The 20,061-nt window shown below is 70.8% G+C and carries 11 protein-coding genes; 3 read left to right on the forward strand and 8 right to left on the reverse strand.

Annotated elements, in window-relative coordinates:
* Nucleotides 1-28 precede the first annotated feature (28 nt).
* From DAE25_RS09035 to DAE25_RS09060, 6 genes are all read right to left on the reverse strand, one after another.
* Nucleotides 29-3,175 carry an ExeM/NucH family extracellular endonuclease gene (locus DAE25_RS09035; protein ID WP_107765844.1) on the reverse strand — a complete coding sequence of 1,049 codons (3,147 nt, stop codon included), beginning with the start codon at nt 3,173-3,175 and terminating at the stop codon, nt 29-31.
* Between the two features lie 111 nt (nt 3,176-3,286).
* Entirely contained in the window at nt 3,287-5,698 is a 2,412-nt protein-coding gene (locus DAE25_RS09040) for a bifunctional metallophosphatase/5'-nucleotidase (protein ID WP_199907495.1), read from the reverse strand.
* A gap of 98 nt (nt 5,699-5,796) precedes the next feature.
* Nucleotides 5,797-6,435, reverse strand: coding sequence for a CDP-diacylglycerol--glycerol-3-phosphate 3-phosphatidyltransferase (pgsA, locus tag DAE25_RS09045; RefSeq protein WP_107765846.1), 639 nt, complete (start codon nt 6,433-6,435; stop codon nt 5,797-5,799).
* Nucleotides 6,432-7,919 (reverse strand): 30S ribosomal protein S12 methylthiotransferase RimO, encoded by a 1,488-nt coding sequence (rimO, locus tag DAE25_RS09050; RefSeq protein ID WP_107765847.1) that lies wholly within the window; start codon nt 7,917-7,919, stop codon nt 6,432-6,434. Before rimO ends, pgsA begins: the two co-directional genes overlap by 4 nt.
* 78 nt (nt 7,920-7,997) lie before the next feature.
* Nucleotides 7,998-9,836: a helix-turn-helix domain-containing protein gene (locus DAE25_RS09055; protein ID WP_107765848.1), complete on the reverse strand. Its 1,839-nt coding sequence runs from the start codon at nt 9,834-9,836 to the stop codon at nt 7,998-8,000.
* Complete coding sequence (locus tag DAE25_RS09060; protein WP_199907496.1) at nt 9,836-12,475, reverse strand: FtsK/SpoIIIE family DNA translocase; 2,640 nt, start codon at nt 12,473-12,475, stop codon at nt 9,836-9,838. The genes DAE25_RS09055 and DAE25_RS09060 overlap by 1 nt, the downstream gene beginning before the upstream one ends.
* A 254-nt stretch (nt 12,476-12,729) precedes the next feature.
* Here DAE25_RS09060 and DAE25_RS24205 point away from each other — a divergent pair, with 254 nt between their 5' ends.
* Nucleotides 12,730-16,128 carry a M4 family metallopeptidase gene (locus tag DAE25_RS24205; protein ID WP_159083651.1) on the forward strand — a complete coding sequence of 1,133 codons (3,399 nt, stop codon included), beginning with the start codon at nt 12,730-12,732 and terminating at the stop codon, nt 16,126-16,128.
* Nucleotides 16,129-16,223: 95 nt separating this feature from the next.
* On the opposite strand, the gene DAE25_RS09075 is transcribed toward DAE25_RS24205, so the two are convergent.
* Together DAE25_RS09075 and DAE25_RS09080 are read right to left on the reverse strand one after the other, a co-directional pair.
* A complete protein-coding gene (locus DAE25_RS09075) occupies nt 16,224-17,105 on the reverse strand; it encodes a M56 family metallopeptidase (RefSeq protein ID WP_159083652.1) in 882 nt (293 codons plus the stop codon).
* A 13-nt stretch (nt 17,106-17,118) separates the two neighbouring features.
* The gene (locus DAE25_RS09080; protein WP_107765853.1) at nt 17,119-17,490 is read right to left on the reverse strand and encodes a BlaI/MecI/CopY family transcriptional regulator; all 372 of its coding nucleotides are present in this window, start codon (nt 17,488-17,490) and stop codon (nt 17,119-17,121) included.
* A 90-nt stretch (nt 17,491-17,580) separates the two neighbouring features.
* Here DAE25_RS09080 and DAE25_RS09085 point away from each other — a divergent pair, with 90 nt between their 5' ends.
* Both DAE25_RS09085 and cydB read left to right on the forward strand, forming a co-directional pair.
* Nucleotides 17,581-19,023: a cytochrome ubiquinol oxidase subunit I gene (locus DAE25_RS09085; RefSeq protein WP_107765854.1), complete on the forward strand. Its 1,443-nt coding sequence runs from the start codon at nt 17,581-17,583 to the stop codon at nt 19,021-19,023.
* A gap of 15 nt (nt 19,024-19,038) precedes the next feature.
* Complete coding sequence (gene cydB, locus DAE25_RS09090; protein ID WP_107765855.1) at nt 19,039-20,061, forward strand: cytochrome d ubiquinol oxidase subunit II; 1,023 nt, start codon at nt 19,039-19,041, stop codon at nt 20,059-20,061.

Consider the following 20,061-nt stretch of genomic DNA (forward strand, 5'->3'; position numbering starts at 1 on the left):
AGGACGGGGGCCGCCTCGGGACTGCTACTCAGCCACGCGAGTACGCGACGTCCACGACGACCGTCGTCTCGGCCACCGTGCCGGTGCCCGCGACGTACCGGACCGTCAGCGTGTGCTCACCGACGGTGGTGAAGACCGGCAGCTTGACGTTGACGACGCCGTTGGTGACGGGAGCCGAGGCGAGCAGCGTCGCGCCCTCGCGGATCTCGATCGTGCCGTCGGTGGCGTCCTTCTTCGACCCCGTCATGACCTTGACGTGCGCCATGGCCCGGGTGCGGTCGACGACGACCCGCTGGGGGGTCACCTTCGCCTCGACGGTGGCCGTGCCCGGGTCCGTCGGGCCCTCGTCCTGGGTGTTGATGCCCACGATCTCGGGGCTGTGGTCCGAGGAGCGGTACGGGTTCGGCGCGTACAGGTTGGTGACGTTGGTGTTGAAGCGCGCGTACTCGTAGTAGACGGACTCGTAGCCGTTGATGTCCCAGACGTCGACCGCGTTGACGTCCTCGAGCGCCGGCGCGTTGGCCAGGACGTGGTCGAGCGAGCCGACCATGCCGTCGAAGTTGTAGGTCTCCTCCTCGGGATCACTGGTCGACTCGAGGTTGGTGTAGCCGGCCGCGTTGAGGACCTGGATCGGGTCCTCCTCGGAGTAGGCGTTGAAGTCTCCGGCCAGGAAGACCCGGGTGATGCCGCGCTGGGTCTTGAACGTGTCGGCGAAGGCCACCAGTGCGTTGGCCTGGATGACGCGCCGGTCGTTGGCGTTGCCCTGACCGTCGGGGTCCGGGGTGCCGGAGCCCTTGGACTTGAAGTGGTTGACGATGACGGCGAACGCGTCGGCGTCAGGGGTCCCGACCTGCTTGAAGGCCTGGGCGACCGGCTCGCGGGCGTCCTCGAAGGCCTCGCCGGCCGACGACTGGTCGCTGACGACGACCGACTCACCGACGAGCGACACGTTGGCCGGCTGGTAGATGAAGCCGTTGCGGATCACGTCCTGCTCCTCGGTGGGCGGCAGGGTCGCCGCCGACGGCACCGCGGCCCACGTGCCTGCGCCCGCGTCCTCGTTGAGGGCAGCCACCAGCTCGTTGATCGCGAAGTCGCGCGGCTTGCCGAACTTGACCGAGTTCTCGAGCTCCTCGAGGGAGACGATGTCGGCGTCGGCGGTGTTGATCGCCGAGACGATCTTGTCCCGCTGACGGGTCAGGTTGGCGTCGTTCGCAGCACCACGCGGTCCGTCGGGGTCGCAGCGGTTGTTGGTGATCGGGTTGCCGTCGCGGTCGCGGTAGTACGTGCAGGTGCCGAGACCGGAGGCCACGAACTCCTCACCGGTCGTGGGGAAGAAGTTCAGCACGTTGAACGTCGCGAGCGTGACGTCGCCGCCGACGTTCTCGGGGGCCGCCGGGCGGGTCTGCTCGACGTCGATCGCGCCGGTGGGCGCGCCGACGACCTGGGCCTGCGGCAGGATCCTCCAGGCGTTGAACCCGTAGGTGAACACGACCGGCTTGGGGAAGGTGATCCCGGCACCGACGCGCACGGTGTGGTCTGCGGTGAACCACGGGAACGGCTGGTCGCTGTTCTGCGACGTGGAGTACGTGAGGCTGGACCCGTCGTCCAGGATGATCCGGTGCGCGTCGTTGTAGCGCTTGCGCTCCGCGACCAGCGCCGTCGCCTGTGCGTCGATCACCTCGGTCGGGGCCACCAACGGCTGGTCGCTGTTGGCCGCGACACCGATCTCGCCGCGGAAGGCGGACGAGTTGGTGCCGTTGCTGTAGTAGGGGCCGCCGTCGTAGACGTCGGTGGCGGTCCACGGCGCGGTCGGCTGGAAGAGCTCGCCCTCGGCGACCTCACGGAGGTCGTCGAGCTCGGTACCGGCCAGGCAGTCGGTGCCGGGCAGCGCGCAGTCGGTGCCGGGGACGACCGTCTTGGGGGTCACCGTGCCCAGCGAGGCGACCGGCGTGACACCGGACTGGGTGGCCACGATCTGGGTCGCGCCGAAGAACTCGTCGGCCGTGCCGGCCACGCGAACCGAGTCGCCCACGGCCGGGTAGGTGGCGAAACCGCTCGTCCCGCCGTAGACGAAGATCGCGTCCGAGGCGTCCGGGGTGTCGTTGCCCGGGGTCTGGAGGTAGAAGCCGTTGAGGCCACCGGTCGGGTAGGACGCAGTCACCACGCCCTCGGTGATGACGCTCTGGTCGTCGAAGGGAGTTGCCGCTCCGGTGCCCTGGATCTCGGCGATCGGACGCAGCGCAGCGGCCGGGGTGATCGAGTAGGTGAAGGTCACCTGGTCGGTCGCCGGGGTCGGCGTGGCCGAGTCGGTGGCGGTGGCCGTGACGTCGTAGGAGCCGGCCGTCGTCGGCGTGCCCGACACGGTCCCGTCGGGAGCGATGGTGACGCCGGCGGGCAGCCCACTGGCGGTCCACGTGTACGGCGCCGTGCCGCCCGTGGCCTCGAGGGTGAAGTCGTCGACCGGCGTGCCGACCTGACCCGTCTGGGCGCCGGGTGACGTGGCGTCCAGCGGTCCGGGGGCGACCGGGTCCGCGTTCTGCGGGTCTGGGGTGCCCTCGACGAAGTCGGTGGCGTTGTTGTCGGTGTCGGGCTGGGTCGCCGTGACGACGCGGGCGGCCGACGTCGTGTTGGTGAGCGCGACTCCGGTCGGCGCCCCCTCGAACGAGCTGGCCGTGCCGTAGCCGACCATGTCCACCAGGTCGGCGTTCCCGGCGAGATTGCCGGTGCCGACGGTGCTGGCGGTCGTCGAGCTCACGAGCAGCACCTGGCCGGACCCGCCCGCCATCGCGATGGTCCCGGTCGCGTCCGGCGCCGGCAGCGCGGGAGCCGTGGTGTCAGCGCCGGTGGCCTCGGCCACCAGGTAGCGGGAGCTGGCCGGCACGGAGCCGGTGAGAGGCGTGATGTTGGAGCCCACGGAGGTGCCCCCCGTCGACCGGTACTGGACGGACCAGCCGTCGACGTCGATGGGGCTGCTGGTGGGGTTGTAGAGCTCGATGAAGTCGGAGCGGAACGACGAGCCGGTGCCGTTGCCGCCCGCGCCGTACACCTCGCTGATGACGAGGCCGGTGCCGGCCGGGTTGGCCGTGGCGGTGAGGGGGATCGCGACGAGGCTGGTGGCCGCGACCGCGAGTCCGACGAGCACGGAGCTGCGTCGGAAGGAGGGACGTGCGGGCATGAGGTCTCCGAGAGGGGTGTGGTGGGAGGGGTGGCACCGAGGTGCGGTGCAGCGGGTGTGGCGGTGGAGCAGTGCAGTGGGGGCCCGGCGTACCGGGCCCCCACTGGTCGATCAGCGCCGCTTGACGCGGATCTTGAAATTGTCGCGCGAGGCGTCGAAGTCGTCAGTGCCGCGGTAGATCGCAACTCCCTTGTAGAAGCCACGCTCGGCGAAGCGACCGATGCGGAAGACGGCCCGCCCGTTGTCGACCTTGGCCTGGTACATCCGTCCCTTGATGCGCAGTCGCACGCGACCCTCGTCGACCTTCTCGTCGGCACGCACCTTGACGATCACCTTCACCCGCGTGCGGTCGACGACCACTCGCTTCGGGACCGTCTTGACGGCCACGTCGGTCTCCAGCGGCTCCGGGGTCGGAGGCGGAGTCACGGCACCGATCGTCACCGGGACGTCGACCGTGGTGCCGGTCGTCGCTCCCGTGACCTTGAGGGTCGCGGCGCCGGCAGCCGTGCCGGCCGGAACCTTCACCGAGACGGTGGCAGTGCCGTACTCGTCGAAGACGGCCGTCCCGATGGTGTTGTCGACCGGGAAGGAGCCCAGTGCCGTCTGGCCGAGCGAGACGGACACGGTGGCGTCCTTCGCGTCCGCGGGCGTGGAGTAGGCCAGGGACGAGAGGCCGAACGTGACCGTGTCCCCGGGCAGGTACGCCGCGGGCGCACCGGCCGGGAAGCTGACGCCCACCGCGTGCTGGTCCGTGACCGCGGCCACGGGGTTCTGGGTGGCCGCGTAGTCGACCATCGCCTCGAGGTCCACCTTGCCGGTGTCGCGCTTGCTCGTCGCCAGGTTGAAGGCACGGAAGTTGTCCCCGCCGCTGGCGAGGAACGAGTTGGCCGTCACCGAGTACGACGTCGTCGAAGCGACGCGGGTCCCGTTGAGCCACATCCCGGTGATGCGGTCACCCTCGGCCCGGGCCGGGTCGTAGGTGAACCTGAAGCCCGCCGAGGTGCCGAGACGCAGGAAGGGACGGGACGGGACGGCGCCGGAGCTGTCGCGCTGCCACTGCTGCTCGAGGAGCGTCTTGATCTGGGCCCCCGTCATGCGCATGTTGACCAGGGTGTTGGCGAAGGGCTGCACGACGGCGGCCTGCTTGTAGGTCAGGTCGGCGGGGTAACCACCCGTGGCGTTGCCCACCATGTCGGCGCGAAGGCCGCCGGGGTTCATGAACGCGATCTGCGCGCTGCCGGCCTCGGTGGACGACGTCGCCCAGCGCTGCACCTCGGCCACCAGGTTGCCGAGGCTGGACTCGCCACCGCGGTTCTCCGATCCGGTCGAGAGCTTGGCCCGGTTGAACGGGCCCGCGAGGCGACCGAGCACCTGGGCGCCGAGCACGTCGGCCTCGGCGAACGCGGCGTCGACGATCTCCTTCGTCGGCGCGTCCACGGGGTAGAGCGGCGGCGTCGCGAGCGGCCCGCTGCCGTCCGGGTCCGGGCCGAACATCGGCAGGACGGCCTGGGTCTTCGCCGTCACCTGCACGTCGTCGGTCGTCGGGTCGGCGTCCGGGTCGGTCTCGACCGAGAACACGAGCTGGTTGAGGTTGGCGCCGTACTGACCGGCCGAGACGACGGGGCGCTCGGTGACCGGGCGACCCTCCGTGACCCAGGCCGGGACAGGAACAGAGTGGTTGTAGGCCAGGTGGGTGTGGCCCGAGACGATCGCGTCGATGTTGGCGTCGACGCCGTTGACGATCCGGCCGAACGCGTTGGCGTTGCTCGTGGCCGACGCCAGGCTGGTGTCCGGAGCACCCTCGTGGACGAGGAGGACGATCACATCCGCACCCTCGCTCTCGAGGACGTCGGCGCTGGCGTTGACCTCCTCGACGATGTTGGTGACCTCGATGTCCGCGATGCCGGACGGGCTGACGAGGGACGGAAGGTCCTCGGTCACGGCACCCACGAAGCCGACCTCGACGTCGCCGAAGTCCTTGATCCACCGGTCGGAGTCCGGGCCGAGCGCGTGGCTGTTGTCGGACTTCTTGCGCACGTTGGCCGCGATGTACTCCCAGCCGGCCCCACCCTCGGGGTTCGTGGTGGCGTCGTACGGTGCCATCACCCGGTTGACGAGGTCGTCGTAGCCCTGGTCGAACTCGTGGTTGCCCGCCGCCGAGACTTCGAGGCCGGCCTCGTTGAGGGCGTCGATGGTCGGCTTGTCGTTCTGGATGAACGACTCGAAGGTCGAGGCACCGATGAGGTCGCCGGCGGCCGAGAAGACGGTGTTGGGGTTGTCGTCCCGCAGCTCCTTGACGGCCCCGGACATGACCGACGCGATCTCGATCGGCTCGGGGTTGGTGGAGCCGGTCGGGCGGTCGGCGAGACGACCGTGGAAGTCGTTGGTGGCCAGGATCTGGATGTCGACGGGAGCGGCGTTGGCCGGCGCGGCCGTGATGGTGACCACGGCGAGTGGAGCGGCGACGAGGCCCGCCACGGCGGTTGCAAGGGTGTACTTGCGACCCGGACGTGAAGGTGACACGGGTGAGCCTTTCGGAAAAGGGTGGGTGATCCGCGACACCATAACCCGGCCCGAACCCCGTTGAGTCACCTCAACGGGTGTGACACGTGAACGTCAGGTTACCGATCGGGCGTTTCAGCCGGAGCGGTCGTACGACGCTGCCGCGCGACGTCGCGGAAGAACTCGTAGCCCGACCAGAGCGTCATCGCCACCGCCCCGGCGAGCAGCACCTGACTGGTGTAGAAGATCACCTCACCGGCCGTGCCCCAGTAGTCGAAGTTGCCCCCGTGCGCGTCGCCGTGCGGCAGCGGCATCAGCAGGCCGGCCAGCGCGACGCCCTGCAGGGTCGTCTTGATCTTGCCGCTCTGCGACGCCGCGATGACCACGTCCTTGAGCACCGAGAGGCGCAGCGCCGTCACGCTCCACTCGCGCAGCAGGACGACGATGGTCACCCACCACCAGATGTCCCCGACGATCGAGAGCCCGATGAAGGCCATCCCGGTGATGGCCTTGTCGGCGATCGGGTCGGCGATCTTGCCGAAGTCGGTGACCAGGCCGTGCTTGCGGGCCAGGTCACCGTCGATCTTGTCGGTGATCATCGCGACGGCGAAGATCGCGAACGCCACCCAGCGCCACAGCGTCGAGTCGCCGCCGTCGTGCAGCAGCGCCCAGCCGAAGAAGGGCACCATGACGATGCGCAGGGTGGTCAGCGCGTTGGGCACGTTCCAGTTGGAGACCGTGCGGTCGGTGTCGCTCATGCCCCTGCTCCCGTCGGTCGCGCGATGAGGTCGACCCCGTCGGTGGCCACGACCTCCGCGACCACGATGTCCCCCACCTGTGCGCCGTCCGCGAGCTCGAGCAGGGTGGTGCCGTCGACCTCGGGGCCCTGGTGCTCGGCCCGGCCCTCGACCGCCCCGTCCTCCAGGGACTCGACGAGGACCGAGACCGTCTCGCCGATGCGCTCCTCGGCCCGCTGCGCGTTGAGCTCCTCCACGAGGGCGGTGACGTGCTCGGTGCGTGCCCGCACCTCGTCCTCGCCGAGCTTGCCGTCGTACGACGCGGCCTCGGTGCCGTCCTCGTCGGAGTAGCCGAAGACTCCCGTCACGTCCATGCGCGCGGCCTCGAGGAAGTCGCACAGGGTCTGCAGGTCGTCCTCCGTCTCGCCGGGGAAGCCGACGATCACGTTGGAGCGGACGCCGGCCAGCGGCGCCTGTGCACGGATGCGGGCGAGCAGGTCCAGGAAGCTCTCCGGGTCACCGAAGCGCCGCATCCGGCGCAGCACGCCGGCGCTCGCGTGCTGGAAGGAGAGGTCGAAGTAGGGCACGACACCCGGGGTGTCCGCGATCGCCTCGATCAGGCCCGGACGCGTCTCGGCGGGCTGCAGGTAGGACACCCGCACCCGGTCGACGCCCTCGATCGCGGCGAGCTCGGGGAGCATCGTCTCGAGCAGTCGCAGGTCGCCGAGGTCCTTGCCGTACGACGTCGAGTTCTCGCTGACCAGGAAGAGCTCGCGGGCTCCCTGGGTGGCCAGCCACCGGCCCTCGGCCAGGACGTCGCTGGGCCGTCGGCTCACGAACGAGCCACGGAAGCTGGGGATCGCGCAGAACGAGCAGCGTCGGTCGCAGCCGCTCGCCAGCTTGAGGGGGGCCATCGGCCCGGAGTCGAGACGCCGGCGGACCGTGCGAGGCCCGGTCGCCGGAGCGCCCACCCCGATCTCCGAGGCGTCGGCAGGCGTGGTCCCGGCATGCCCGGGGACAGAGATCGAGGAGGCGTCCCGGTCGACGGGGCTGATCGGCAGCAGTCGGCGGCGGTCGGACGGGGTGTGCGCCTGGTGCACCTCCCCCGCCACGATCGAGCGCAGGCGTGCGGCGATGTCGGGGTAGTCGTCGAAGCCGAGGACCGCGTCGGCCTCCGGGAGCGAGTCGGCGAGGTCCTTGCCGTAGCGCTCGGCCAGGCACCCGACGGCCACGACGGACTGCGGGCGACCGGACTCCTTGAGGTCGGCGGCCTCGAGCAGGGTGTCCACCGAGTCCTTCTTGGCGGCCTCGACGAAACCGCAGGTGTTGACCACGACGGTGTCGGCGTCCTCGGGGTCCTCGACGAGGACGAAGCCGTCGGCCTCGAGGCGGCCGGCCAGCTCCTCGGAGTCGACCTCGTTGCGGGCGCAGCCCAGGGTCACCACCGCCACGTTGAGGGGGGTGCCGGGGACGGCGCGGCGGGCGTCAGCAGAAGTGGTGGTCATCGCACCCGTGAGTATGCCGCCTCGGCCGTGACACGCCCCAACCCTCGCGGGCGGTCAGGGCATGGCACCGGTCACAGGTCACCGCGCGACGAACGTGCCCTGGCCCGCCACGCCGGGCTCGCCGACGGCCCGGGCGTCCTGTCCGTCGAGGGCCACCGTGACCGCGCCGTCGGTCGACTGGACGCGCACGGGCGGGGCCGCGTCGAGCTCACGGGTGTCCCCCACGGCGAGGTTGCCCTTGAAGACGATCTCGCCCGCTCCGTCGCGCACCACCACGTGGGCGCCACCGGCGGCCGCGGTCACGACGACCGGCACGGGGTCGGCGGTGGGCGCCGCGCCGGTGCCGCTGGGCCCGCCGGAGCCGTTGAGGACCGGCGTGGCGTTGCGGAGCTCGGTCGGGGTGTCCATCACCAGCCGGGCGATCGACCAGCACAGCACCAGGGCCATCACCACGGCCACGAGGACCGACCAGTTGGGGCCGCCGCGGGTGCTGCGGATCGAGCCGTTGGCTCCGGTGGCCAGCTCGGCCTCGAAGACCCGGCGCGGGTTGATCGGGGCGTGGGCGTAGCGCTCGTCGTACGACGTGAGCAGCGGCGCGACGTCGATGCCCAGGACGCGGGCCAGGGTGCGCAGGTGTCCCCGGGCGTAGAAGTCGCCGCCGCAGGGCGCGAAGTCGTCGACCTCGATGGACTCGATGACGTGCGGCCGGATGCGCGTGCGGTCCGCGAGCTGGTCCACGGTCAGGCCCAGCCGGGTGCGGGCGGCGGCCAGCTCCGGTCCGACGACCGGGTCGGCGGCCGGCAGGGTGGCGAACTCGTCGATGACCAGCGGCTCCACCACCTCGCCCTGTCGGGAGATCGGGCGGACGCGGTCCCCCCAGACCTGGGTGTCCTCGACCAGGCTGACGCTGCCCGGACGGCGCAGCTCGCGCCCGACGACCTCGTCGGTCTCCTCGGGCACCTCGCGGCGCACCTCGGAGCGGCGGGCGCTGGTGGCCTCGCGCAACGGCGAGGGGGTGGCGCTGGCGACGACGGCGTCGTCGTCGAGCTCGCTCCCGGGGTCGGCGTCCTCGCCGTCGACGTCACTGTCGCTGTCGCTGTCGCTGTCCACGTCGAGATCGGCGTCGTGCTCGACCTCGGACCGCTCGGGGCGGCTCGGCACCAGGGCCGCGAGCCGGGCGATGCCGGCGGCGAGGAACGGGCGCGGGTCGCGGACCAGCGGGGGGTGGCCGTCGTGGGGCTCGTCGGTGTCCTCGAGGTCGGCGTCGTCGACGACCACCTCGTGGGTGTCGTCGCTCGGCGCGTCGGCCGCGGGGCCGTCGAGCACGACGACCTCGGTCGAGCGCAGGGCCACCCGGTCCAGGGCGGCGGTCAGGTCGTCCCCTCCGCCGAGCACGCGGGTGGCGAGGCCGAGCGGGACGGCCAGCGGGGCGCCGTACAGGCGTCGGGAGAGCCCGGCCTGGCGACGACCGCGGGCGTCGAGCTCGTCGAGGACGAGCTCCTCGTTGTGGGCGACGACGACCAGGCGTCCGTCGCGCAGCACGCCGCGGCGCGGGGTGTGCTCGACGTGGTGCACCGCGCTCCACGGCAGGCCGCGCCACGTGTGGCCCAGCCGGATCCGTACGCCCTGGGCGTCGGCGACCAGCAGCGGGGTGCGGGCGTCGACGAAGGCACGCAGCCACCCGACCGAGACCAGCCCCAGGACCGCGGCCAGGGCCCAGTCGAGCGCCGCACCGGTCTGCGCCGCGCGGGCGAGGTAGGCGATGGCGATCGCGGCGGCGACGGCACCGACGGCGGCGGCGAGCGCGCCGTTGCGACGCACCTCCACGGCCTCGGGCGCGACCGACAGCGACTCCCCGGCCCCCTCGCCGGTGGTCCGCGACGCCCCCTCGGCGTCGTACAGCTCAGCAGCACCCATCACGCACTCCCCTCGATCGTGGCAATGACGGCGTCGATCTCGTCCGGCTTCACGAGCACGTCGCGAGCCTTCGAACCCTCGCTCGGGCCCACGACGCCGCGGCTCTCGAGGATGTCCATCAGTCGTCCGGCCTTGGCGAAGCCGACGCGCAGCTTGCGCTGCAGCATCGACGTCGAGCCGAACTGGGTGGAGACGACGAGCTCGATGGCCTGGACCACGAGCTCCATGTCGTCGCCGATGTCGTCGTCGAGCTCCCGCTTGGCCGCGGCCGGGGCGGTGACGTCCTCGACGTACGTCGGCTCCAGCTGGTCCTTGCAGTGCTTGACGACCTGCTGGATCTCGGCCTCGGTGACCCACGACCCCTGCACGCGCACCGGCTTGCTGGCGCCCATGGGCAGGAAGAGACCGTCACCCTGGCCGACGAGCTTCTCCGCACCCGGCTGGTCGAGGATGACCCGGCTGTCGCCGAGCGAGCTGGTCGCGAACGCCAGCCGCGACGGGACGTTGGCCTTGATGAGGCCGGTCACGACGTCGACCGACGGGCGCTGGGTGGCGAGCACCAGGTGGATGCCGGCCGCACGCGCGAGCTGGGTGATGCGGACGACCGAGTCCTCGACGTCGCGCGGCGAGACCATCATCAGGTCGGCGAGCTCGTCGACGATGACGAGGAGGTAGGGGTACGGCGTGAGCGTGCGCTCGCTGCCGGCGGGCACCTCGACCTTGCCGGCACGCACGGCCTTGTTGAAGTCGTCGATGTGGCGGAAGCCGAAGTTGGCCAGGTCGTCGTAGCGCATGTCCATCTCGCGCACGACCCAGGCCAGCGCCTCGGCGGCCTTCTTGGGGTTGGTGATGATCGGGGTGATCAGGTGCGGCACGCCCTCGTAGGCGTTGAGCTCGACCCGCTTGGGGTCGACCATGATCATCCGGACCTCGTCGGGCGTCGACCGCATCAGGATCGAGGTGATCAGCGAGTTGATGAACGACGACTTTCCGGAGCCCGTGGCACCGGCCACCAGGAGGTGCGGCATCTTCGCCATGTTGGCGACGACGAAGCCGCCCTCGACGTCCTTGCCGAGCCCGGCCACCATCGGGTGGTGGTCCGAGCGGGCCGTGTTGGACCGGAGCACGTCGCCGAGGGAGACGATCTCCTTGTCGACGTTGGGGATCTCGATGCCGATCGCGGACTTGCCCGGGATCGGCGACAGGATCCGCACGTCGGCCGAGGCGACGGCGTACGCGATGTTCTTGGAGAGCGCGGTGACCTTCTCGACCTTGACCGCGGGGCCGAGCTCGACCTCGTAGCGGGTGACGGTCGGGCCGCGGGTGTAGCCGGTGACGGTCGCGTCGATGCCGAACTCGTCCATCACCTGCATGAGCCGCTCGACGACGGCGTCGCTGGCCTTGGAGCGGGCCTTGTGCACCGAGCCGGGCTTGAGGACCTCGTTGCCGGGCAGCGAGTAGGTGATGTCGCCGGACAGCGCGAGCTGCTCGACGCGCTGCGGCAGCGGCGTGTGCGGCGGCGGCTCGACCTCGCCGGTGGCGTCGGAGCCGGCCCCGACGACGGTGCCGGGGACGACCGGGGTCGCCTCGGTCGGGGCGTCGGCGAAGAGGTCGATGCCGGCGTCGGTGCCCGTCTCGGCATCCTTCTTGCGGCGACGTCGCTTGACCTCACGGTCCTCGAGCATCGGGGTGTCGTACGCCGGGTCGCCGGCCTCGGGGTCGATCTCGTCGAGCATCCCGCGGCGGCGGGTGCGCATCGGCGTGGTGACGTCCTCGGCAGCGTCGGGGGTCTCGGCGTGCGCACCACGGCCGAGGGCCTTGTCGCGAGCCGCGGCCAGGCGGGTCGGGATCTGGTAGACGGGCGTGGCGGTGATGATGAGGACGCCGAAGAACGCGAGCAGCGCCAGCATCGGCACCACGACGTACGGCGTGCGGAACAGGTCGAGCAGCAGGCTCGAGATGACGAAGCCCACCGCTCCCCCGGCCTGCTGCAGCGAGCTGGCGTCGCCGAGCTCGGGCTGCGGGTTGCCGTTGGCGATGTGGACGATGCCGAGGATCCCGAGGGCGAAGGCGGACCAGCCGATCACCTGGCGGCCCGCGGGGCCGTTGCGCTCGGGGTCGCGCAGCGTGCGCCACCCGGCGTACACGAGGAAGAGCGGGACGAGCCAGCCGACCTTGCCGACCGCGCCGGCGGTCATCGACCGCATGAACTCCATGACCCCGCCGGGCAGCTGCCACCACACGGCGGCGGCGACGACCATGGCCAGGGCGATGACGAACAGGCCGGCACCGTCGCGACGGTGCTCCGGCTCGAGGTCACGGGCCGACTGCCCGACCGAGCGGGCCACGGCGCCGAGCGCGTGGGCGATCCCGAGCCAGACGGACGCGACGCCGCGACCGAGGCCGCCGAACGTGCGGGCGACCGGGCCGGGCCCGTTGCGCACCGCCCGGGGCGCCGGACGCTTCGCGCTGGTGCGAGCGGGCGTGCGGGAGCGGCCCTTGCTCGTGCGGGCAGCGGGGCTCTTGGAGGTACTCCGGGATCGGGTGCTCGAGGACTTGGCCCCACCGCCTCGGGAGGCGGTGGAACGGGACGTGCTCGAGCTCCGCGACCCCGGCGGGGAAGACGTACGGGTCGCCATGCCGCGACCCTACGGGAGAGTCACACCAGCCCCATGGATCACACGGAGCGTGTCGTGCCACGGCTGTCCCGAGACCTGACCGCAACGGACGTGTTACCAGAAACCTCCCTGAGGGGGTTCCCGTGTCACGCCTGCGTACTTAAGGTGGCCGAGATCACTCGGGCAGATCTGTTCCGAGTGGCGCTCGGAACAGTGGAGGAAAACACGTGAAGCTCCTCAACAGAGGGCTTGCACTTGCGGTCGTGGGGGCGGGCTTGGCAGCCTTCCCGACCGTTGCAGTGCAGGCAGAGCCGGCCACAGCCGCCGGCAACGATGGCCTCGGGGCCATCAAGCAGCAGGCAGACGGGACGGTGGCGAGCCAGCGCTCGTCGGCCACGGGCAAGGTGAGCTTCCTCGCCGTGCAGGGCAAGGACGGCGACCTGCTGCCCGGCGTCTCGGGCACGTCCCGCGGTGACGCGGTGGCCAAGTCCGGCGCCTATCTCGACGAGCACGCCGCGACCTTCGGGGCGCGACCGGGCGAGCTGACCCAGGCGGACGTCCTCGCCGGCAAGCACGGCACGACGGTGACCTACACGCAGGAGTACCGCGGCGTCCCCGTCTTCGGCTCGATGCTCAAGGCCAACGTCGACGCGCAGGGCGACCTCGTCTCGGTGACCGGCTACGCCGCGCCGGGTCTCACGATGTCGGTGGAGCCGCGGGCCACGGCCGCGCAGGTCTCGGACCTCGCGCTCGCCTGGGTGCGCAACGACCCGCCGAGCCACGCCGAGGGCAAGGGCAAGGCCGACACGAGCGGCATCCGCGCGGTCGACCCGACGCTGATCGTCTACCGCAAGGGCTTCGTCAAGGGTGAGCCCGGTGAGGCCGTGCTGGCCTACCAGGTCGAGGTGACCAACGGCAAGAACATCCGCGACATGGTGTTCTTCGACGCCAACACCAAGAAGATCCTCAACCGCTACTCCATGGTGCACGGCGCCCTGGACCGCGAGCTCTACGAGCAGTCCCCCGCCAGCGAGCCGGTCTGGGAGGAGGGCGACCCCCTCCCCGGCACCCTCAACCCCGACCAGCAGAACCTGGTCAACTCCGCGGGTGAGTCCTACTGGCTCTACGCCAACGCCTTCGGCCGCGACTCCTACGACGGCCTCGGCGCCACGATGAAGACGGTCAACAACGACCCCGGCATCGACTGCCCCAACGCCAACTGGAACGGCCAGACGACCAACTACTGCGACGGGGTCACCTCGGACGACGTCGTCTCCCACGAGTGGGGCCACGCCTACACCGAGTACACCTCCGGGCTGATCTACCAGTACCAGTCGGGTGCGCTCAACGAGTCCTACTCCGACGTCTGGGGCGAGACCCTCGACATGATCAACGCTCGTGAGGACGAGGACGAGTCCTTCTCGGACCGTCGCGCCGACGGCTCGTGCGAGACCACCGCTCCGGCGGGCATCGAGATGACCATCACCGCCCCCACCAGCGTGGCCGGCGAGTGCTCGGCGGTCGAGGCGGGCTTCGGCCCCGGTTTCACCACGACCCCCGTCACCCCGCAGGTCGTCGTCGGCATCGACGCGGCCAACGCTGACGGCCCCTCGACCACCGACGGCTGCACGCCCTTCACCAACGCCGCCGCGATCGCGACCAAGTACGTGTACGTCGACCGCGGCACGTGCGCCTTCCAGGTCAAGGTCGACAACGCCGAGGCCGCCAACGCCACCGGCATCGTCGTGGGCAACAGCAACGTCGACTTCCCGATCAGCATGAGCGGGACCGCCGACATCCCCGGCGTCATGGTCAGCCAGGCCGACGGCGCCCGCTTCAAGTCCGCCGGCACGACCACGGTCCGGATCCAGGCCGAGGACACCAGCGCCCGCCAGGACTCCACCCGCTGGTTGATGGGTGAGAAGTCGACCGCCTTCGGTGGCGCCATCCGCGACATGTGGACCCCCACCTGCTACGGAGACCCCGGCAAGGTGACGGACGCCGAGTACAAGTGCGACCCCGCCTTCACCGACGGTGGCGGCGTGCACAGCAACTCGGGTGTGCCCAACCACGCCTACGCGCTGAGCGTCGACGGCGGCACCTTCAACGACCAGACGATCGCCGGCATCGGCCTCGACAAGGCCGCCAACGTGTGGTGGCGGGCCCAGTCCGCGTACCTCACGCCGTCGTCGAACTTCACCGACGCCGCCAACGCGCTGGAGCAGTCCTGCGCCGACCTGGTGGGCCAGCCGATCAACAAGCTGTCCACCGAGCCCGGCGCGGGTGCTGTCGCAGCCGAGCCGATCACTGCGGCCGACTGCCAACAGGTCGCCAACGCCATGACGGCCGTGGAGATGCGGACCGAGCCGGTGCGCTGCGACTTCCAGCCGCTGCTCGCCCCGAACGCCCCGTCCATCTGTGGCGACGGCTTCGTGACGGACGCGCTGTGGAGCGAGGACTTCGAGGACGGCCTCGCCGGCTGGACCGCGGAGCAGGAGCTCGCTGACCTCCCGCAGTACGGCTACTTCGGTGGCTTCGGCAAGGCGTGGGAGACCACGACCAACGCCCCCGGCGGCCACGCCGGTGGCGTCGCCTACGGTCCGACTCCCACCAACACGGGTCAGTGCACCGGTGACGGTGAGACCGACTTCTCCAGCCGTGACTCGATCATCTCCCCGATCGTGGAGCTGCCGGACGAGATGCGGACCCCGCGGATGTCCTTCGAGCACTACGTCGCCACCGAGGCGACGTACGACGGCGGCAACGTCAAGGTGAGCCTCAACGGCGGCGACTTCGAGGTCGTCCCGGCGGAGGCCTACATCTGGAACGCGCCCGGTCAGCTCGCGACGCTCGACGAGGGCAACACCAACCCGATGGCCGGCGAGGACGCCTTCAACGGCACCGACGGTGGCGAGACCAAGGGTTCGTGGGGCGAGTCGCAGGTCGACATGTCGGCCCTGGGCGTGCAGCCCGGCGACACCGTCCAGTTCCGCTTCGACATCGGCCGTGACGGCTGTGGCGGCGTGGACGGCTGGTACGTCGACGACATCCAGATCCTGGTCTGCAAGCTCCCGACGAAGGTGACGGCGACGCACACGCCCGAGCCCTCGACCTTCGGCGAGGCTTCGTCGGTCAACGTCACGGTCGCCCGTGACGGCAGCGCCGGTGGCACGCCGACCGGTGACGTCACCCTCACCAAGGCCGACGGCTCGGCCGTCGGCGAGGCCACCCTGGCCGACGGCAAGGCGACCATCGCCCTGCCCGCCGACCTGCCGGTGGGTGTGCACACCCTGACCGCCACCTACGAGGGCACGACGTCGCTGGCGTCGTCCAGCGCCAAGGTGACGGTCACCGTCAAGGCCGCGTCGACCCCGCCTGCGGGCAAGGTCGACTCGACGACCAAGGCCAAGATCAAGCCGAAGAAGCCCGCCTTCAAGCAGGACTTCCGGACGATCGTCAAGGTCAAGGCCGCCGGCGGCTCCACCGCGACCGGCAAGGTCGTCATCAAGGTCGACGGCAAGTGGATGGGCAAGGGCTCGCTGAAGAACGGCCGGCTCGTCTACAAGGTCAAGAAGAACCTCAAGGTCGGCAAGCACAAGCTCGTCGCGATCTACAAGGGTTCCTCGACGGTCGAGGACAGCCGCGACAAGGTGACGTTCCGGGTCAGGCGCTGACCTGATCGACAGCTGAAGTACAGCAACGAGCGGGGCCCCGGTGGAGACATCCACCGGGGCCCCGTCTCGTTGCCCACGCCGTCAGGGCACCGGACTCATCGCAACCCCGACAGCCAGGGCAGCACCACCAGCGAGGTGGGGAGTGCGAGCAGCGCCGCCGCCGCGAGCGTCACCACCAGCGCCTGCACCCGGTGGGGGCGGGTGTCGCGCAGCACCGCGACCCGGGCGGCCAGGGTCGCCCCGGTCGCCCCGAGTGCCCCGCCCGGGGTCCGCGACCCGGCCAGGGTGAGCAGCGCGGAGGCCAGTGCCCGCCGGTCGGCGCGGCGTACGGCCGCCTTGTCCGCGAGGACCTCGACCAGCACCTGCACCTCGTGGTGGGCCGCAGCGCTCGACACCCAGCGCGGGAACGCCCGGTGCAGCACCGTGAAGGCCTCCAGCACGAGGTCGTGACGGGCGCGCAGGTGGGAGCGCTCGTGCGCGACCACGGCCGCGAGCTCCGCCGGGTCCAGTGCCGTGAGCGTCGAGCGGGACACCACGATCCGGGACCCGGACATGCCGGGCACGCAGTACGCGACCGGCACCTCGTGGTCCAGGACGGAGATCCCCCGGTGGAGGATCTCGCGGTCGACCCGGGCGAGCAGGTCGACCTGGTCGCGGTGGCGCCGCCGGAGCCGGCGCAGGGTGGTGCCGGTGCGGTGGCCGCTGAGCAGCAGCCGGCCGGCCACCACGACCGTGACTCCCCCGGCCAGGACGGCCAGCGCGACGTCCGGGGCGTCGACGCGTCCCTCCCACAGCCGGTGCGTCACCAGCGACAGGCCGGCGCCCAGGGCGGCGAGGACGGCGGCGAGGGCGGTGCTCTGCCACAGCAGCATCGCGGCGACGGGCGTGTGCCGCAGCCACGTCCAGCGGGCGAGGACCCGCGGCACGGGGCTCGCCAGCGCGAGCGCCAGCGCGCCGAGGAGGAGAGGGGTCAGCACGGACGGGCGCGGGTCAGGCCAGGTCGCCGAGGGCACGGCGCAGGGCCGCGATGTCGTCGGGGCTCGCGTCCTCGACGAAGGAGACCAGCGCCGAGCCGCGCTCGTCGGCACCCATGTCGGACAGCGTCTCGCGCATCAGCTCGGCGGTCAGGCCGGCGCGGGTGACCCTCGGGCGGTAGCGGTAGGCCCGTCCGTCGCGCTGCTGCTCGACGAACTCCTTGCGCGCCAGCCGGTCCATCACGGTCATCACCGTCGTGTAGGCGAGGCCGCGGTCGGCGAGCGACTCGTGCACCTGGCGGACGGTCGCCCACTGCTCGTCGTCGAGCGCCCAGAGCGCCTGCATGACGGCCTGCTCGAGCTCACCCATCCGGGACCTTGGACCCATGGCACCGGAGTCTAGAGGCCCTGTCCGCAGAAGTACGACACGTCGTAGTATCTACTACGATCTGTAGTAGTACTTCGCCCAAGGAGCCCGATGGACGTCCTCGAGATCGCTCGCTGGCAGTTCGGCATCATCACCGTCTACCACTTCCTCTTCGTCCCCCTCACGATCGGCCTCACCGCAATCGTGGCCGGCTTCGAGACTGCGTGGGTGCGGACCCGCAACGAGGACTACCTCCGCCTCACCAAGTTCTTCGGCAAGCTGATGCTCATCAACTTCGCCATCGGCGTGGTGACCGGCATCGTCCAGGAGTTCCAGTTCGGGATGAACTGGTCCGACTACTCGCGCTTCGTCGGCGACGTCTTCGGTGCCCCGCTGGCCATCGAGGGCCTGCTGGCCTTCTTCCTCGAGTCGACGTTCCTGGGGCTGTGGATCTTCGGCTGGGACAAGCTCCCCCGCGCCATGCACGCGGGGTGCATGTGGATCGTGCACATCGGGACGCTGTTCTCGTCGTGGTTCATCCTCGCCGCGAACTCGTGGATGCAGCACCCCGTCGGCCACATCTACAACCCCGAGACCGGACGGGCCGAGCTCGTCGACTTCTGGGCGGTGATGTTCAACAAGGTGCAGCTGGTGACCTTCCCGCACGTGATCGCGTCGGCCTACCTCACCGCCGGCGCGTTCGTCGTCGGCGTCGCCGGCTGGCTCTACGTACGCCGCGGCCACGAGGCCGACCGGGGGCTCTACCGCCGGGCGGTCCGCATCGGGGCGACGGTCACCCTGCTCGCCGGCCTCGGCGTCGCGGTGTCCGGAGACATCCAGGGCAAGATCATGACCGAGGTCCAGCCGATGAAGATGGCCGCGGCCGAGGGGCTCTTCGAGACCGAGCAGCCGGCGTCGTTCTCCGTCTTCACCATCGGCACCCCGGACGGGACCGAGGAGAAGTTCGCCATCAAGATCCCCGGGCTGCTCAGCTTCCTGGGCACCGGCTCCTTCGACGGCGAGGTGCGCGGGATCAACGACCTGCGCGAGGAGTACATCGAGACGTACGGCCAGGACCCGGGCGCGGCCTACTACACGGCCGGCGACTACGTGCCCGTCGTGCCCATCACCTACTGGTCGTTCCGCTTCATGATCGGGCTCGGCATGGCCGCCGCGGCCGGGGCCGCCCTGGTGCTGTGGATGACCCGCCGCGGCCGGGTGCCCGGCGCCCGGTGGTTCCCCTGGCTCGCACTGAGCCTGCCCGTGCTGTCGGTCGCGGCCAACTCCTTCGGCTGGATCTTCACCGAGATGGGTCGCCAGCCCTGGGTCGTCTTCGGGCTGATGACCACCGAGAACGCCGTCTCCCCCGGCGTCAGCGTCTTCGAGGCGGCCACGTCGCTGATCGTGCTCACCGTCCTGTACGCCGTGCTGGCGGTGGTCGAGCTCGGCCTCCTCATCACCTACGCGAGGAAGGGCGCGGACCCCTTCGTCGAGCCGCCCGACGTGCCCGTCGGCGGTCACGACGACGACGCCCCCATGGCCTTCGCCTACTGACCCGAGAGGATCGACATGGAACTCACCACCGTCTGGTTCAGCCTGATCGCCGTCCTCTGGATCGGCTACTTCTGCCTGGAGGGCTTCGACTTCGGCGTCGGGATGCTCCTGCCCGTGCTCGCCCGCAACGACACCGAGCGCCGGGTCATGTACAACTCGGTCGGTCCCGTGTGGGACGGCAACGAGGTGTGGGTGCTCGTCGCCGGCGGCGCGACCTTCGCCGCCTTCCCGGAGTGGTACGCCACGCTCTTCAGCGGCTTCTACCTGCCGCTGCTCCTCATCCTGGTGGCTCTGATCGTGCGGGGGCTCGCCTTCGAGTACCGCGCCAAGCGCGACGACGACCAGTGGCGGGCCCGGTGGGACCTCGCGCTCATCATCGGCTCGGTCGTGCCGGCGCTGCTGTGGGGCGTGGCCTTCGCCAACATCGTGGCCGGGGTGCCGATCGACGCCGACAAGGAGTTCACCGGCAACCTGTTCACCCTGCTCAACCCCTTCGGCCTGCTCGGCGGCCTGGTGACGCTCACCCTGTTCGCCACCCACGGAGCGATGTTCGTGGCCCTCAAGACCGACGGCGAGATCCGGCACCGCGCCCGGGAGCTGGCGGTGAAGATCGGCGCCGTGGCCGCGGTGCTCGCCGTCGTCTTCCTGGTGTGGACGCAGGCCAAGACCGGTACGGCGGTCTCCGCGGCGCTGTTCGTCGTGGCAGCACTCGCCCTGGTCGGCGGCCTCGTCGCCGCCCGGGCCGGCCGGGAGGGCTGGGCCTTCCTCGGCACGTTCGTCACGATCGGACTGGCCGTGGCCGGGCTCTTCGTCGGGCTCTTCCCCGACGTGATGCCGTCCTCGACCGATGTCGCCTACTCGCTGACGACCACCAACGCCGCCTCCACGCCGTACACGCTGGAGCTGATGACGTGGGTGGCGGTCATCTTCACGCCGATCGTGCTGCTCTACCAGGGCTGGACCTACTGGGTCTTCCGCAAGCGGATCGCGGTCCACCACATCCCGACGGCGGCACCGGCCGCGACGGCGGGTCGCTGA

Origin of the sequence: Nocardioides terrigena (genome assembly GCF_003047265.1) — a bacterium.
Classification (GTDB): domain Bacteria; phylum Actinomycetota; class Actinomycetes; order Propionibacteriales; family Nocardioidaceae; genus Nocardioides; species Nocardioides terrigena.